Here is a 15813-nt window from a genome sequence, read left to right as displayed (position 1 = left end):
CCCTTAGCGGCAAGGAAAATAATTTTAGGCGAAAGGCGAAAGGCGAAAGGCGAAAGGCGAAAGGCGAAAGGCGAAAGGCGAAAGGCGAAATTTCAGCTTTCGTCTTTATTCGAGCATCTCACTCAATACAACAACACCAAGCCGCCCGGCACGTTGACTGTTTGCGCATGCAGCGTGGCTTTCAGCGCATCCACCACGGCATCGGCATCGCCGATGTTGAACACACCGCTGACGATGCGTTCCGCCAGGACCGGTTTGACGGCGACGATACGGCCATTGCGATAGCGATTGACTTCCGCAAGCACTTCAGCCAATGGCTGACGCGCGAAAACGACCTGGCCGCGACGCCAGGCGAAGGCATCGTCGCTATCGACTTTATGTACGGCCTGAATTTGGCCATCCCGGTAATCGACTTGCCGACCGGCATTTACCAATGTCGATGCGCTGTCTGCACTCACTTCAACCGTGCCTTCATTGACCGAAACCCGTAAATCGTCAGCCCGTTTTGCCACGCTGAACGCGGTGCCCACGGCGCGAGCGTCGGCGCGGCCACCGTCGACGATAAAAGGCCGGGCCTTGTTGGAGGCCACCTCGAAATACGCTTCGCCGCGTAGCAATTCGATACGGCGCTGCTGGGGGGTAAAAGAAATCACCAAAGCAGTATCGGTATTTAGTGTCAACCGCGAGCCGTCTGCCAGGCTGACCTTAAGTTGCTGGCCGGGAGCGGTATGGTAATCGCTTTGCCAATTTTGCAACTGTGCCGGTAAATACCAGGTTATCGATAGCCACAATAAACTCAGACAGGCTAGGGTCGCAATACGCCGGGTAAATCGTCCTCGCCTGCTGGCCGAGCATTTGGCTTGATGGGTAAGCGCGGGTTTTAAACGATGAGGAAAGAGAGGATTTGGTTCTGGGTTCAGTTTCGCAAGATCGTTCCCTTTCGGATCGGTGGATGCCGGCGTTTCGGTCTTTAAACGTTCCTGCACCCGCTCGGCCGGCAATTGCAACACACTCCACAATTTGCGAGTGCTCTCATAGGCATTGGCGTTTTGCGGATCAGCCCGATACCAAGCCTGAAAATGACTGCGCTCTGCATGGCTGACATCGTCGGCCTGCAAGCGGACAAACCAGGCGCTGGCCTGATCGGAAACCGACGTGGATGATGTTGGGCTGGGCTGCTGCTGGGACATGAAAAAAGATCAAACCATTAAGCGCGAGCAGCCATGATGCCACGTTTTAAACAGCTGGGTAAGATGATTCATAGGGGGTGAATCAACACAATTCGATGCGTTGTTTCAGCAGTTTCAAGGCCTTGTGCATGTGACTTTCCACCGTGCGCGGTGAAATATTCAACTCGGCGGCAATTTCCGAGTAACTTTTGCCGTCCACTCGACATAGCAAAAACACGGTGCGGCACTGCGGCGGTAACGCGTATATAAAGTTTTCGAACAATTCCATTTGTTGTTGCCCGGCCAGGATGCGGTCGGGTTCCGCTTGCTGACAAACAATTTCCTCGCTGAGCGAGCCGCCGTCGCGCTTATCGCGTCGGGTCATGCTGCGTAAATGATCCAAAGCTAGATTATCGGCAATCCGGAACACGAAGGCGCGCAGGTTGACGATCTCGCCATCGCCGGGGTGGCGGGCCACGCGCAGATAAGTCTCTTGAATCAAATCGGCGGCCGTTTCCGCGCAACTGACTTTATAAGTCAAAAATTGCAGCAGTTCGTGTTGATGACTTAAAAAAGCTGTCAACAAATGGTGTTTGCCGGTGGTGGTCATCCGCGGGAATAAAGACATTCAAGAATCGACTCTTCAGCAAATTGCAGACCAGCAAGCCAACGCCACTCTGTACGGCAGTCGTTATCGGTTTTGGAGCAGACCTAGAGCGGTATGTAGGCAAGCGTCGCGATGAAAAGTTAGGCGATATGCCGTATTGAATGCGTCATATCGCCTATTTTCCGTAGCCATGAAATGCGGCAGGTTGGCGTTCGGTGCGGATTGAAAGCGTGATAGTTATCGCCAGGGGGGCGTCGCCGGCCTGGACCGCAGGGCTTTCAGTCGCGAACAGGGTTTAGGCGAGGAAGTAAGCTTTTGGCTGGCATGAATCTGGCTGTGTTTTTAGTTCCCAACACACGGCAATAGAGCAAGCGCGCAGCATGAGCCTGGATATTAGTACGCTGTATCAGATGCACCACAAGGCGTTATTGCATCATTTGCTACGCATCGTCAAATGTCCGGAAACCGCGCAGGATCTGGTTCAGGAAAGTTACATCATCCTGACGCGTAGCGCCGCGATTGGTATCGAGCATCCGCGCGGCTTCTTATACCGCACCGCCAGCAACCTGGCGCTAGATCATCTACGTCACCATAAAATCGTCGAACGCCACCAGCAGGTCGCGCAACTGGACGAAGAACCCGAACATGCAGGCGCGGAAAGCGAGATAGCCGACCAACAATGGCGAACGTTACTCTATCAGGCCATAGACGAGTTATCGCCGCGCAGCCGCGACATCTTTATTCTCCACAAGATTCGCGGCATGAGCTATCGGGAGGTGGCGCGGCTACTGGATATTTCCGAAAGCGCGGTGGAAAAACACATCGTCAAGGGTTTGATGCATTGCCGCAATCGCTTAGGCGAGCATTCTAGCCGTCCTTATCAGTCTAACTGAGGTGTTTTAGGGCATTAAACGTCTTATCGATATTCCCGCCGTTTTGCGCGGTTGCCGATTTATAATGCCCCATGACTGAAAACGCCTCTTCATCTGCGTCAACCGACCCGGACGCCATTGCCGAACAAGCCATGACCTGGTTTGTGCGCCTGCGCGCCGATACGGTAACGGCGGCGGAACGCAGGCAGTTTCAGGTTTGGTGTCTGGCCAATCCGGCGCATCGTCCGGCCTATGATGACACCGCCGCCTTTTGGGATGACATCTATTTTAGCCAGACACTCGCCGCGACCGGATTGTCACCGCAGACCCAAGCCGTGCTGCCAGGGCGGTATTCCCGTAGCCGGCGTATCGTGAAACCGTTGCTGGCCATTGCGGCCTGTATCGTACTGATTGCTGTCGTTTATCGGCCGACCTTAGACTGCTGGCAGACCGATTACTGCACCGGCGTCGGAGAGATCAAGACCGTACATTTGGCGGATGGCAGCCAGGTGACGCTGAATTCGGCCAGCGCCATCAACGTCAATTTACGCAACGGTCTACGCCAGATTCAGCTGACGCACGGCGAAGCCTTCTTCGAGGTGCAACGCGATGTTCAGCATCCGTTTCTGGTGGAAGGGCATTACAGCAATACCAAGGTGCTTGGCACTCGGTTTGTCGTCAGGGAAGATGCCGGCAGCGACAGCGTCACGGTCGTTAGCGGCATGGTGGAAGTCAGCCGCAACCGGCAAAATCCGGCGATATTGAACGCCAATGACAGCATCACCGTCGATGCCGAGCGCAGCAGCGAAGTACGTCAAGTGTCGTTTAACAGCGCCACGGCCTGGATGAAAGGCAATGCCTTATTCGACAATACGCCGCTAAGCGAAGTCGTTGCCGAGCTTGGTCGTTATCGGCGCGGGAGTGTGCTGATCAAGAATGAATCTTTAAAAAACCTGAAAATCAGCGGCCGTTTCGATATCGCCGATACCGACAAGGCGCTGGAGTCGCTGCAACAAACCTTGCCGATCCGAATTTATAAGATCACACCATGGCTGGTGGTGATAAGTTGATTTATCCAAAAATCGCTACGATTTTATAACCATCACGCCCATTGCCAATTCGATCAAATAAAAAAATTTCCGTCCAAGCTGAGGAAAAATTCTAGTCGCCCGTCTCCATTGCAACCCCAAGGTTTAGGGACACGTTTCATATCAGCAATGGAGAAGTTAATGGCACCTCGTTCATCCCGCAAAACCTCTATCGGCAACCGGCATATGTCCATCAAGCTCTGCCCTTTGTCGGTGGCTATGATCTCGGCGCTCGGTACGCCCATCGTGATCGCCGCCGAGCAAAACATCGCCTTCAATATCCCGCCGCAAGCGCTGGGCAGCGCGCTGAATGCCTATGCCGATACCGCCAATATCCAACTCAGCTATCCGGCCGACCTGACGGCCGGCCTTAAATCGCCGGGCGTTTCCGGCCAATACACCACACAGCAAGCCTTGCAAAAGCTGTTGATTGGCACGGGAATCGTCACCCGTACCACGGCAAACGGCACGATAACATTGCAAAAATCGCCTGACTCGCAAGCCGATGTCTCAACGCTGTCGGCGGTAACCGTGTCCGGCGATCGCGCGTACAGTGATGCCGCTGACCCTTACAGCAAGGACTATGCGACGACCAAGGCGTTTGCCGCCACCAAGACCAATACGCCCATCATCGAAACCCCAACTTCGATTCAGGTCATAGCAAGAGCCGTGATGGATGATCAGAAATCCTCGCGGGTCAAGGATGCCTTGGAAAACGTCAGCGGCGTGCGGGCCCAACCTTCGCTGGGCAGCAGCGTCGGCTATATCGTTCGCGGCTTCAGAACCGGTAATATTTATCGAAACGGCTTGTTGATGAGCGAAGGTACTTTCGGCGACCTGGACTCGGCCAATCTGGAAAACATCGAAGTGCTCAAGGGTCCTGCACAGCTTTACGGCCGCACCGAGCCGGGCGGCCTGATCAGCCTCACCACCAAAAAAGGTCTGGATACGCCTTACTATTCTCTGGAGCAGCAGTTCGGTTCTTACGATTTGTACCGCACGCAATGGGATGCCGGCGGTCCGCTGACCGACGACAAATCCTTGGTATACCGTTTTTCCGGCGCCTATCAAAGCAATGATTCGTTCCGGGATTTCGTATCCGTGGACCGGATGGTATTCAACCCCAGCATTACCTGGCTGCCCAGCGCTGCCACCGACGTAACGATCGATATCGAAGGCACCGAAAAAACCGCGCCGGCCGATTTTGGCATCCCCTTCATCGGTAACCGTCCCGCGGCGATTCCAATCAGCCGCAATCTGGGCGATCCGAACACGCCGCTCGGCGAACAATCCAGCGTCAAAATCGGTTCCGAAATCAATCATCGCTTCAATGACGACTGGGCGATACACAACCGCTTCCTGGCCAGCCTATCGGACGGTACGACCACGTTCGTCAATCCGGCGCCAGCGTTCAATGCCGCTGCGGCGTTGAATCAAACCACCGGACTGATGCAGCGCAATATCTTTCAACAAACCAGCGAGCAGGAGCATTACGCGACCAACCTGGACCTCACCGGCAAATTTCGCACCGGCGACCTCAAGCATGATGTGCTGCTTGGCTTTGATTATTACCGCAGCTTCGACTCCTATGGCGGCAACGGCAAATGGAAGGAAGCCGACCCTGCTCTGGCAATCAATATTTATAACCCATATCCCAGCTACGGCATTTCGCGGGCCGCGTTCGATAATTCATTGCTGACTTCCAATACCTTCGGCTCGCCTGCCAACGGCGGGATTGGCAATCGCGCCAAGCTCTTCAACAGCTGGTATGGGGTTTATTTTCAAGACCAAACCACTTTCTGGGACAAGTTACACATCATGGGCGGCGGCCGTTACGACTGGACCGAAACCGGCCGCGGTAATGGCTTTAATTTTTCCGACGCCGCCGGGCGAGTGAACGAGTTCAAAAAGGAAGATCAAGGTTTCAGTCCGAAAGTGGGAATACTCTACGAAGCGATGGATGAACTGAGCCTGTACGGCAACTGGACTACCTCGTTCGGCGCCAACAATGCGCCATCCGCCGATGGTAAGACCTTCGATCCGCAAATTGGCGAGCAATTCGAGGCGGGCATCAAGACCCAGTTGTTCGATCAGCGGCTGCTGGCTACCTTGGCCTATTATCATTTGAGCAAGGACAACATTCTGGTCAACGATCTGAGTACAGCCGATCCTTTCGACAAAATCGCCAACCTGCAACGCAGCCAGGGCATAGAGCTGGATATGACCGGCTATCTCAGCAACCATTTCAGCCTGATCGGCAGCTATGCCTTTACCGACGCGCGCATCATCAAGGATTACAGCGGCGGCACCCAAGGCAATCGCCTGAACAACGTGCCGGAGCATTCCGGCAGCCTATGGCTCAAGTACGACATGAACGGCTATGCGGCTCGGGATGGTTTCAGCGCAGGCGTTGGTGGCGTTGCCGCCGGCGCGCGCGAGGGGGATAACACCAATACCTTTCAGATGCCGGGTTATGTCAGGATGGATGCCTTCGTGGCTTACAAGCAGAAAGTCGGTGGATCGCGGGTCACCGCGCAATTCAATATTCGCAATCTGCTGGATAAACGCTACTACGAATCCACCGATCCCGATTCCAACGTTGCCCCGGCCTTGGGTGTCTATCCCGGCGCACCGGTCACGGCGATAGGCTCGATTCGGGTGGAATACTAATCGGCATAGCAGCCTGCCCTCATCCCGACTGGGGGCAGGCATTTCCATCCATAACCGCATTACTGTTAAGCCAAATTATCAGATGAGTTTTTTCACCCGACCCAAGGTCAATCGATGAATAATATCGGAATTTTATCCAAACTTGTCGCCGGACTTTTTCTATGCGGCTTGCACGGCCAGGCTTCATTTGCCAAGCCGCCGCATCCGTTTTCGGCGCGAGAATTATCCTTACCGACCACCGGCATCAGCCAGCAACACCATCTCGCGCAAACAGCAGACGGGCAGTTAATCGTCAGTTGGGTGGAAGCCGACGGTGAAACCAGTACCGCCAAGTTCACCATTCTGGAAAAACAGGGCTGGTCGCTGCCGTTAACCGTGGTCAAGGTGGACGGTAAGTTGGCCGATCCGCCGGTGGTGCTGGGGCTCAGCGACGGCAGCCTGGCGGCGGCCTGGATGCCGTATATCAAGGATGCGCCGGACCGCTACGCGGCGGACATCTATCTGGCCAGATCGATCGACGGCGGCCTAACTTGGAGTACGCCATTAAAACCCTACGCCGATGCCGCGCGCATCTACGACGCACAAATGTCTTTGGCCGCCCTGCCGGATACCAGGATAGCATTGGTCTGGACCGACATGCGCAACGCCGGCCATGGTCCCGAGCACAAACAAGACAACCGATTCCAATTAATGGCGACCGTGGTCGACAAAAACTGGCGCGCCAGCCCGGAGATTATTCTGGATAACGATGTCTGCTCCTGCTGCCGCAGCTTTACCGACGCGCAGGGCGAACAGCTGGTGACGGTCTATCGCGACCATGCCGCCGGCGAAATCCGTGACATCAGCGCGGTGCGCTGGCAAGCAGCCGGCAATCCGCGAATCGCCGGCGTTCATGCCGACGGCTGGGTGATCGGCGGCTGTCCCAGTAACGGGCAGTCCGTCGATATGGCGACGCACGGCACAGTCGTCGCCTGGTTTACCGCCGCTGACGGCAAAGGTCGGGTAAAAACGGCTTTCTCCAACGACGGCGGCGCGCATTTTGAGCTGCCTATCGAACTGGATGCCAATGCCAGCGGTTATGCGAATGCTCTGATGCTGGACGACGGTTCCGCTCTGGTCAGCTGGCGCGGCCGCAATGGGCCAGAAGATGAGCTACGGGTTGCCAAGGTGACAAAAAGCGGTTTGGTTAGCCGGCAAACCACGGTTTATCGAGGGGGCTTTCCGAAATGGCCCAGCAAATATCTGGGCATGGTCCGCGTGGGAAAAGAAGCCTATGTGGCTTGGACCGATCCGGTACATAAAAAAGTGAGACTGATGGCTTTAACCGTCGAGTAGGGATATTGGTTATCGACTGTAGCCAATATTCGGATCGTTCAGACTAAAAGATGCCGAGCCGGATCGATACGCCAGCGCGAGGGCGCTTCAAATGTGACGATTCGGTCTATGCCGTCGGCTTTGGATAAGTCGCAATCCCGAGGCGGAATGTAGCTATGCGTCTTGCTGTTGAAGATCAACCTGACTTTGGGGTGCAGCAAATCATCATGATTTTGCTCGACCACGACCGCCAAATAACCGCTTTCCAGACGCACCAGGGTGCCGACCGGATAAATGCCGATGGTGCGGATGAAATGGTGGACCAGCGGCGTATTGAAGTGATGTTCGCTCCATTCCAGCATCTTCTTTAGCACTTCCGTTGGCTCCATGCCGCTGTGATAAACGCGATTGGAGGTCAGTGCATCATAAACATCGACGATAGCGGCCATCTGGCCATAGAGGCTGATGGCGTCCCCTTTGATTCCCAAAGGATAGCCGCTGCCGTCATGCCGCTCGTGATGTTCGGCGGCGATGCTGATCGAAATCGGCGATAAGTCGGGGGTATTTTCCAAAAGCGTGCAACCGTAATCGACATGCTTTTTCATGATGGCGAACTCGGTTTCGCTGAGCTTGCCGGGTTTGTTCAAAATCTGCTCCGGCACTTTCATTTTGCCGATGTCGTGCAACAATCCGCCTATGCCGACCAGTTCGATGCTGGCTCGATCGATCTCCATCGCCCGACAGAAACTAATCAACAGCGTGCTGACCGCAACCGAATGCTGAAACGTATATTTGTCGGCCTGTTTGATTTTCAGCAGGCTGACGATGGCGTCGGGGTTACGAAAAATCGAGCCGGTAATGGAGGCAATGATGGGTTCCAGTTTTTCTACTTCGACTTGTTTGCCCATCCGGCAATCGAGCAGAACGGTATTCACGATGGCGCTGGCTTCGCTAAAGATGCGCCGGGCCTTGACCAGCTCTTCCGGCATGGCCACCTGTTTCGGAGCGGTGGGTGTCAGGCTTTGGCCCAGGCTCTGCATTTTGGCTTCCAACTGTTGATGCACTTCTTCGGCGCTGAGCGCTTCCGGCATATCCAGTCCGCGACTGGTATCGATGTAAACGTAGCGTATGCCGGCAGCGATTATTTTTTCGATCTCGCTGCTATTTTTCACCAAAAAACTGTTGCGCAAAAACGTGTGTTCCATCCAGCCGCAATTGAGGTCATGGATGTACATGTCGGGGCAAAGCTCGGAAACATCGATTTTTTTGATCATCAGTCTGTTTGCTGCCGATATGGGAAAGGAGGCAATAAGTTTTCTATATAGGCTTTATTGTGCCCTACGGGATTCTTCCGGTCTATAAGCGCCGGGCAATGGTGGCTACCGACCCGATCTCGAGTTTCGAAAAATTAAACCCGGAAACGTTCGGCGCTTTTATCGGCATGAACGGCGATTTGATAGCTCGCCTCGCCTTCGACATCGGTGGCGCGGAGCTTGATGAGCTTGATCGATTCGCCGGCGTTGTCGGCGATAGTTAACCCCCGAAACCGACTACAACGCCGGCTTATCGTCCTTTAACATGGGCAATAAGCCGGCGGCATCGGTTTTGAATTTATTTGTTCCGATCAACAAAACGATCGCGTCGAACTGGTTGATGGTAGCGATCGATTTAAGGTCGGCCTTTAGCCGTGTGCGGCGCCTTCTTTGATCTGTTTTTCCAAATTTTCGTGTGCGCGTTCCAACTTGGCAAATACCCTGAGGATATCGGTGGCTGACAAAATACCTACCAATTTGTCCTTTTCCACCACGGGTAGCGCACCGACCCGATGTTCGGCCATCATCGCCGCCGCTTCCGATGCGGGCGTTTCCGGGGTGACGGTGTAAACGCCGCGATGCATGATATGGACGACTTTTTGCGAGACGACATGCAGTTGCGTGTTGTCCTTACTGGTCTCCACCGCGTTGGAATTGCTTTTGGGTCCCAAGGCCTTGTACAAATCACGATCGGAGACGATACCGACCAGTTTGCCCTTTTCGACCACGGGTAGATGACGAATTTTCTCGTAATGAATTAAAAAAAACACCCGATCGATCAGATCGTGTGGCTCCACGGTAAATACTTTGGTAGTCATCAACTCTGCGACATGCATGGTGTTCTCCCATAAAAATGGCTGTAAGAAAGTAAGTAAATTCTGACGTCATAGTCGAACTATCGCCGGGCAAAATCAAGCAATATAAAACCGCGTATTCAATTTTTGGGGAAATTGCTGATAAGGCTGGCGCAGGCCAGGTTTTCAGTCGGCATCGGCCTAATAAAGCGTTCCGCCCAAATCAAGGTAAGTCAGATAAAGCCGCATATCGAACTCCAATTGGTGGTAATCCGGCTCCATGTGCTCGCATAGTTTATAAAAGGCCTTGTTGTGCTGTTTCTCCCGCAAATGCGCCAGTTCGTGCACGACGATCATTTTTAAGAATTCGGCTGGCGCAATTTTAAAGATCGATCCGATGCGGATTTCATTTTTCGATTTTAAATTGCTGCCCTGAACCCTGGATACAATCGAATGTAATCCCAAGGCCTGATGCAACACATCGATTTTGTCGTCGTAAACGACTTTGCTGAGCGGATTGGATTGACGCAGAAATTGATTTTTAAGGTCCATCACATAAAGGTAAAGTGCTTTATCGGTCTTTATGTCATGAGGCGAAGGGTATTTTTTCAGCAGTACCGCAGCCAGTTTATCGCTATCGATAAGCCGGTGCACTTGCCCGGTGATGTTGGGCGCATAGCCGGCAAGGTATTTTAGAGGGCGCATTGGCGGGTGCCGAACGCAAAGATTTGCACAAGCCGGATGTTTAATCCCATGGTGGCTCGTTGCCATCATAGGCGATGAAGTTTTTATCGCTGGATCGGGTGGTCCCGCCAACCTCGCCGTTGCCGGAAGGCGTTTGCGCCGCCGGTTTAAGTGGGGATTTAGACGGTGCGACCAAAACCACTGCGTCGGTTTGCCATTTGCCAAAAAGCGCTATGTCCTTATTGGCAGGAGCATACCATTTCTTGTTGGCAGCATCCCAGCGTGCGCCGAGCGCTTTTGCCGCATCCTTTTCGGCGTAGGGTACATTCAGGTAAGTCTTCGCGTCTGCCATTTACTACAGTCTTGGATCAAAATAGATTTCATGCATCCGGGTATTGTAAATCATTGCTTACGCAAGCGAAGCGGATAATCTGGCTTTAGCTGGCAAAACACTCGGCTCAAAAGGCTCGGCGCCTTGCAAATGGTCAACCCAAACGCGCGGAAAAAATCAGTTGTCGTGGTTTTTCCGGTTCACATTGATGTTGCTGGCGAAGGTAGTCGCCGCAAATAATGCCGATGAAATAATAAACTCACCCGATATAAAGCCGATAACGCCCGTCACAAAGGTTAGGCCCGTCAAAATGTCTCTTTGTAAGTTAGTCATTTTCGATTCCCGAAGTAATTCACGGACTTAGACTATATGCTAGATTTTATTTATTAACAATAATGCAAAAATGACATTTATTGATCGCTATAAAGAAACAATGCGGGGTTGCCTGGATCGCGTAGGCTGCCGCTTACGCAGTTGAGTCATTGACTCGCCAAAACACCGCAACGCAATTTATCGACAAGGAGTCTGAAATCTGCGCCAATCTTCAACGGTATCGACATCCCATTGTTTGGGAAGCTGATGCAGCTTAAGCCCGGCTGCTGTTGACCGAAGCCGGGTTTCTGCCATCACGGCATCACTGCCCCATGGCATGTTCGCAAATAATCCGGGTTGAGGCTGGTTCATGCCGATCAATACATAGCCGCCATCTTCGGCAGGTCCGAGCACTAAATCAGCGCCGTGGCTCAACACTTCAAAAGCCTGCTGTAAATCTGCGCCGGTCAGACTGGGGCAATCGCAACCTATCAATACGGCATGCCGATAATCTCGCAATGCCTCGACAAAAGCCGCATGCATTCTTTCGCCCAAACCGGCGCCGGATTGCAAGTGCAAGGTCAGCGGGTAATCTGCCGCGCATTGTTGAAAAAAGTCATGCTCAGTATCCGGCGCACAATATAACCGTACGTCGCACAGGGCTTGCCGAAAGGCCCGATCCAGGGTGAAGCGCGTTAGTACCATATGCGCGGCCATGGCCTGTTCGGCGGTCAACGCCGGTTGCAAGCGGGTTTTGACTTGACCTGGTTGCGGTGCTTTACAAAAAATGAGCAGCACGCAGTCGGGAAACAGAACGCTCATGTTGCTTAACGGTCGCGTAGACGTCGAAACGGCAATACCAACAAGCCCATCAATCCCAGCTCGGCGTTGTCGCGAAGCTCGTATAAACCTATCGTCATCTCGGTCTGCGGCGATTGCGCCTGCGGGCAATAGGTTTTAAACAAGCGGTCCCAACAAGATAGCGAGAAGCCGTAGTTACTGTCGGTTTCCTGGCGCAGCGCGGAATGATGAATGCGGTGCATGTCCGGCGTCACCAGTCCAAAGCGCAGCCAACGCTCGACCACAGGCGGCAGCCCGACATTGCCGTGATTGAATAAGGCGCAGCCATTTAAAATAACCTCGAAAGCAATCACCGCCACAGGCTCGGCGCCGAGCAAAACCACCAGCGCCACTTTGTAGAACATCGACAGCATGATTTCCAAGGGATGAAAGCGTACGGCGGTGGTGGTATCGAATTCCAGATCGCTATGATGTACTTGATGCAAGCGCCAAAACCAGCGCCAGCGATGCGCGGCGATGTGTTGGGCATAGATCGCCAGGTCCAGTAGCAACAGGCTCAGTGCTATTGATAGCCACTGCGGAACCGGCAACGCATGGAACAAACCGAGCTGTTGCTCGGCGGCCCAATTTGCCGCCAACCAGGCCGCCGCGCCGATGCTAATGCGCATGACTCCGACATTCAGCACCGCCAGACCGAGATTGACCGGCCATCGTTGTTGTCGGCTCAGGCTTAAACGGCGCTTCGGGCGGTAAAGCTCCCAGGCCGCCATCAATAAAAAAATCCCCAGAAACACGGCAAAGCGGACGATTGCTTCCATCATTGTCTCCGATAATAACTGGCCGCCAACTGGTTGGGGTCGGCGCCGAAAAAGTAGCGTAACCGCAAGTCCCACATCAACAGGATAGTCTTCAGGACGCCATGTTGTTGCCAACGCCGTGCCGAGGTGGTGACTTTCGCTTTTGGACAGCAGGGTTTACCCAGTTTTTTCAACGCAGCGCTGATCGCAATATCTTCCATCAGCGCGATTTCCGGAAAACCGCCTGCCGCCTGGAAGGCGCCGCGCGTGATGAATAGGGCCTGATCGCCGGTGGCGATGCCGGTCAGCCTGGAACGCCAGTTCATCATGAAGGCAATCAATTTAAAAATGGCTTGAGGGCTATCGAATTGCACATCGAAACGTCCCCACATGCCGCCCGCGTCTATCGCCTTTAATATCAGCTCGATGGCGTTGTCCGGCAGTCGGGTGTCCGCGTGCAGAAACAAAAATACCTCGGCCGCGGCCCGGGCTGCGCCGGCGTTCATTTGTCTGGCCCGGCCGCGTGAGCTATGAAAGACCTTATCCACTAGGGGGTTGGCGATGGATGGACTATCGTCGTCGCTGCCGCCATCGACCAGTAACAGTTCGCAATGCGGTCTTAAAGGCTGTAAGACTTGCAATTTACCAGCGAGTTGTTCGGCCTCGTTGACGACAGGAATGATAATGCTCAGCGCCGGCTTCATCGGCTATGCGCATCCAGAGCACCACCGCAACTGCTGCCCTGGCCGGCGGTACAGCCGTAGCAATGCGCGGCCGTGGCAATCGCCTTGCCGTCCAATGTCGCCCCATTCAAGTCGCCGATGTGCGGCCGCGCAGATGACCATGCGGCCAAGGGCATGGCTAGCATCTGATTAAAATCGCAGTCGTAGACATAGCCTTGCCAATCGATGCTGATGGTATTCAAACACATCAAGCCATCGAGGTTTTCGACCCGGAAGCTATTGCGGAGCAGTTGCAGATAGGCATCAAATCGGCCCTGGCTGATCAGCGTGCTGCCAAAACGCTGGATTGGCATATTGGCGATGGCAAACAAACGGTTAAAGACAATGTCGTAATTCTGGTTTAGATGTTTTTTGTAAGCCTGTTCCAGATTGTTTTGATCCGGTGGCAATACCGCATCCTGCGGGTTAAAGACCAGATTCAGCTGCAATGAGCTGTCCGGTCGGCCGTAACCCAGCCGGTTCAAATGTTGCAACGCCGCCAGACTATCCTGGAAGACCCCCTTGCCGCGCTGTTTATCGACATTTTCCTGTAAATAACAGGGCAGCGAGGCAACGATCTCCACTTGCTGTTCGGCTAGAAATTCCGCCAACCCTGCGTAAGCCGGTTCTTCCAAAATCGTCAGATTACAACGATCGATGACTTTGATGCCCTTACTGCGCGCTGTCGCGACCAGAGCGCGAAATTGCGGATGCATTTCCGGCGCGCCGCCGGTCAAATCCAGGGTTTGAATCTTGGCGGTTTCGGCAAAAGCCAAGACCTGCTCCAGAATGGCCGCGCTCATCGACTCGGTGCGCTTCGGCCCCGCATTGACATGGCAGTGCACGCAACTGAGGTTACAGAGATAACCGAGATTGACTTGCAGAACTTCCAGCGGCTTGCGGAAGATGGCCGGGAAATCGCTGTCGGCCAAAAACGGACGGGTGTCGTGCATGTTTAATCCTTAGAAAACCAGATGTCGCCATAATAGGCCAAAGCCTGACCGTTGCTGTTGTCGGTATCGGTCATCAATGCCACCGCATCGATGTGGCGGATGTCTTCGCCAAACAAGGTTTGCAAATCGGCCCTGATATTCCGCTTTTCGTGAAGCCAGACCTGCAACGGTGCCTCCGCACCGCGCAGCGCCAGCATCATTGCATGATCGCCGGCGAAAGCATTGGGCCATACCGTATCTTTTGCCGTGTTGCCGGCCCAGACATAATTCACGGCCTTGGTTTGCCAGAATGCCCAACTACTCTTGACCACCACATAAATGCGCGCAGCGTAATCGTCGCCGGCCTTGCTTTGTTCGTTCAGCCCGCTCAAACGCTGATCGATACGCCAGGACCAGTTCAGAAACGGGGTTTGTTGCAGGTAGATGCGTCGCTCCTTGAACATCCCGGAACCGGCCGCCCGGCTTTCGGCTTTTAGCGCGACGATGCCATCCACGCTCTGTAAGCGGTATTGGGTTTGGCCTTTAAAACTTTTCTGTTCCCAATCATCCAGACGATGGGCGCTGAATTCGCCTATCGGTAAAGTGTCTGCAGCCAATAGCTGACCACTCCATAACGCTAAGCCGAGCATTATTAGTAATTTCACTGTCAAATTCCCATTAAAACTGCCGGCTTAATCGCCAAACCGATGCGGCTGCAAATGTTTCGACAGCACCGGGATCAAGGACAAGCCGCCCAGCAAGCTCAAAGCCAGCAGCACTTGCCAGGAAAACAGCTGATCCAGCCTGTCGATATTGCCCAGCGATTGACCCAAATTGGCGAAGATGAAACTGCCCGGCATGATGCCGATGAAGGTGGTTACGACATAGGTGCGTAGCGATATGGCGGTGAATGCCGGCGCCAGATTCACGAGCCAGAACGGGAACAGCGGCACTAGGCGCAGGAACAGCAGATAGTTGAATGCGTCTTCGTGAAAACCAGCCAGCAGTTTTTGCGATAGCGTGTGCCCTTGCAAACGCTGTCTAGCCCAATCCGCGAATAAATAGCGCGCCAACCAGAATATCGCTGTCGCCCCCAGCGTCGCGGCAATCACGATCAATAGCGTACCGATCCAGCGCCCAAACAGGAAGCCTAGCAACAGCGATAACGCCGTGCCGCCCGGCAGGCTTAAGGCGGTGGACAGGGTGTAAACGAGTCCGCAAGCCAGTAACATGGCCAGGTAATGCCGGCCGGTAAAGTCGGTGAGCGCTTGCCGGTGTTCGCGGATATTATCCAAGCTTAATAGCCGGTGGCCATCGAACAAAAAAAACGCGATTATGGCAAGCGCCAGCAGCCAGAGTAGATGTTGTTTTTGCATGTCCGTTCTCCTTAGAATGAATGGGAATGCG

18 protein-coding genes are annotated in these 15813 nt (G+C 53.9%); 5 read left to right on the top strand and 13 right to left on the bottom strand.

Translation table 11 applies throughout. The features are described from left to right. Nucleotides 1-122: 122 nt before the first annotated feature. Nucleotides 123-1190, bottom strand: a complete 1068-nt coding sequence (locus tag QZJ86_RS20160; RefSeq protein ID WP_301935380.1) for a FecR family protein — start codon at nucleotides 1188-1190, stop codon at nucleotides 123-125. An 82-nt stretch (nucleotides 1191-1272) separates the two neighbouring features. Then, nucleotides 1273-1797: an RNA polymerase sigma factor gene (locus tag QZJ86_RS20155; RefSeq protein ID WP_301935379.1), complete on the bottom strand. Its 525-nt coding sequence runs from the start codon at nucleotides 1795-1797 to the stop codon at nucleotides 1273-1275. Nucleotides 1798-2156: 359 nt separating this feature from the next. On the opposite strand from QZJ86_RS20155, the gene QZJ86_RS20150 reads away from it, so the two are divergent. From QZJ86_RS20150 to QZJ86_RS20135, 4 genes are all read left to right on the top strand, one after another. Continuing rightward, entirely contained in the window at nucleotides 2157-2669 is a 513-nt protein-coding gene (locus QZJ86_RS20150) for an RNA polymerase sigma factor (protein ID WP_301935378.1), read from the top strand. A gap of 71 nt (nucleotides 2670-2740) precedes the next feature. Beyond that, nucleotides 2741-3718, top strand: coding sequence for a FecR family protein (locus QZJ86_RS20145; RefSeq protein WP_301935377.1), 978 nt, complete (start codon nucleotides 2741-2743; stop codon nucleotides 3716-3718). A 159-nt stretch (nucleotides 3719-3877) separates the two neighbouring features. Next, on the top strand, nucleotides 3878-6406 hold the full coding sequence (locus QZJ86_RS20140; protein ID WP_301935376.1) for a TonB-dependent siderophore receptor: 2529 nt from the start codon (nucleotides 3878-3880) through the stop codon (nucleotides 6404-6406). A 114-nt stretch (nucleotides 6407-6520) separates the two neighbouring features. Next, nucleotides 6521-7741, top strand: coding sequence for a sialidase family protein (locus QZJ86_RS20135; RefSeq protein ID WP_301935375.1), 1221 nt, complete (start codon nucleotides 6521-6523; stop codon nucleotides 7739-7741). 38 nt (nucleotides 7742-7779) lie between these two features. On the opposite strand, the gene QZJ86_RS20130 is transcribed toward QZJ86_RS20135, so the two are convergent. Next, the gene (locus QZJ86_RS20130) at nucleotides 7780-8994 is read right to left on the bottom strand and encodes an HD-GYP domain-containing protein (RefSeq protein WP_301935374.1); all 1215 of its coding nucleotides are present in this window, start codon (nucleotides 8992-8994) and stop codon (nucleotides 7780-7782) included. A gap of 59 nt (nucleotides 8995-9053) precedes the next feature. Here QZJ86_RS20130 and QZJ86_RS20125 point away from each other — a divergent pair, with 59 nt between their 5' ends. After that, nucleotides 9054-9257 (top strand): hypothetical protein, encoded by a 204-nt coding sequence (locus tag QZJ86_RS20125; protein ID WP_301935373.1) that lies wholly within the window; start codon nucleotides 9054-9056, stop codon nucleotides 9255-9257. Between the two features lie 144 nt (nucleotides 9258-9401). Here QZJ86_RS20125 and QZJ86_RS20120 read toward each other — a convergent pair whose 3' ends face one another. The 10 genes from QZJ86_RS20120 to QZJ86_RS20075 form a co-directional block, all read right to left on the bottom strand. Continuing rightward, the gene (locus QZJ86_RS20120; protein ID WP_301935372.1) at nucleotides 9402-9869 is read right to left on the bottom strand and encodes a CBS domain-containing protein; all 468 of its coding nucleotides are present in this window, start codon (nucleotides 9867-9869) and stop codon (nucleotides 9402-9404) included. Nucleotides 9870-10028: 159 nt separating this feature from the next. After that, nucleotides 10029-10532, bottom strand: a complete 504-nt coding sequence (locus QZJ86_RS20115; protein ID WP_301935371.1) for a M48 metallopeptidase family protein — start codon at nucleotides 10530-10532, stop codon at nucleotides 10029-10031. A 40-nt stretch (nucleotides 10533-10572) separates the two neighbouring features. Further along, nucleotides 10573-10863 carry a DUF5710 domain-containing protein gene (locus QZJ86_RS20110; RefSeq protein WP_301935370.1) on the bottom strand — a complete coding sequence of 97 codons (291 nt, stop codon included), beginning with the start codon at nucleotides 10861-10863 and terminating at the stop codon, nucleotides 10573-10575. Between the two features lie 156 nt (nucleotides 10864-11019). Further along, nucleotides 11020-11175: a hypothetical protein gene (locus QZJ86_RS20105; RefSeq protein WP_301935369.1), complete on the bottom strand. Its 156-nt coding sequence runs from the start codon at nucleotides 11173-11175 to the stop codon at nucleotides 11020-11022. Between the two features lie 177 nt (nucleotides 11176-11352). Further along, nucleotides 11353-11976 carry a TIGR04282 family arsenosugar biosynthesis glycosyltransferase gene (locus tag QZJ86_RS20100; RefSeq protein WP_301935368.1) on the bottom strand — a complete coding sequence of 208 codons (624 nt, stop codon included), beginning with the start codon at nucleotides 11974-11976 and terminating at the stop codon, nucleotides 11353-11355. 5 nt (nucleotides 11977-11981) lie between these two features. Next, nucleotides 11982-12776: a sterol desaturase family protein gene (locus QZJ86_RS20095; RefSeq protein ID WP_320415832.1), complete on the bottom strand. Its 795-nt coding sequence runs from the start codon at nucleotides 12774-12776 to the stop codon at nucleotides 11982-11984. Further along, nucleotides 12773-13456 carry a TIGR04283 family arsenosugar biosynthesis glycosyltransferase gene (locus tag QZJ86_RS20090; RefSeq protein WP_301935367.1) on the bottom strand — a complete coding sequence of 228 codons (684 nt, stop codon included), beginning with the start codon at nucleotides 13454-13456 and terminating at the stop codon, nucleotides 12773-12775. The genes QZJ86_RS20095 and QZJ86_RS20090 overlap by 4 nt, the downstream gene beginning before the upstream one ends. Next, the gene (gene arsS, locus QZJ86_RS20085; protein ID WP_301935366.1) at nucleotides 13453-14427 is read right to left on the bottom strand and encodes an arsenosugar biosynthesis radical SAM (seleno)protein ArsS; all 975 of its coding nucleotides are present in this window, start codon (nucleotides 14425-14427) and stop codon (nucleotides 13453-13455) included. The genes QZJ86_RS20090 and arsS overlap by 4 nt, the downstream gene beginning before the upstream one ends. A 2-nt stretch (nucleotides 14428-14429) precedes the next feature. Then, entirely contained in the window at nucleotides 14430-15071 is a 642-nt protein-coding gene (locus QZJ86_RS20080) for a DUF3047 domain-containing protein (protein WP_301935365.1), read from the bottom strand. A gap of 27 nt (nucleotides 15072-15098) precedes the next feature. Continuing rightward, the gene (locus QZJ86_RS20075) at nucleotides 15099-15782 is read right to left on the bottom strand and encodes a TVP38/TMEM64 family protein (RefSeq protein ID WP_301935364.1); all 684 of its coding nucleotides are present in this window, start codon (nucleotides 15780-15782) and stop codon (nucleotides 15099-15101) included. Nucleotides 15783-15813 lie beyond the last annotated feature (31 nt).

Origin of the sequence: Methylomonas montana, assembly GCF_030490285.1 — a bacterium.
GTDB lineage: Bacteria > Pseudomonadota > Gammaproteobacteria > Methylococcales > Methylomonadaceae > Methylomonas > Methylomonas montana.
This window is presented reverse-complemented; position numbering and strand designations above follow the sequence as displayed.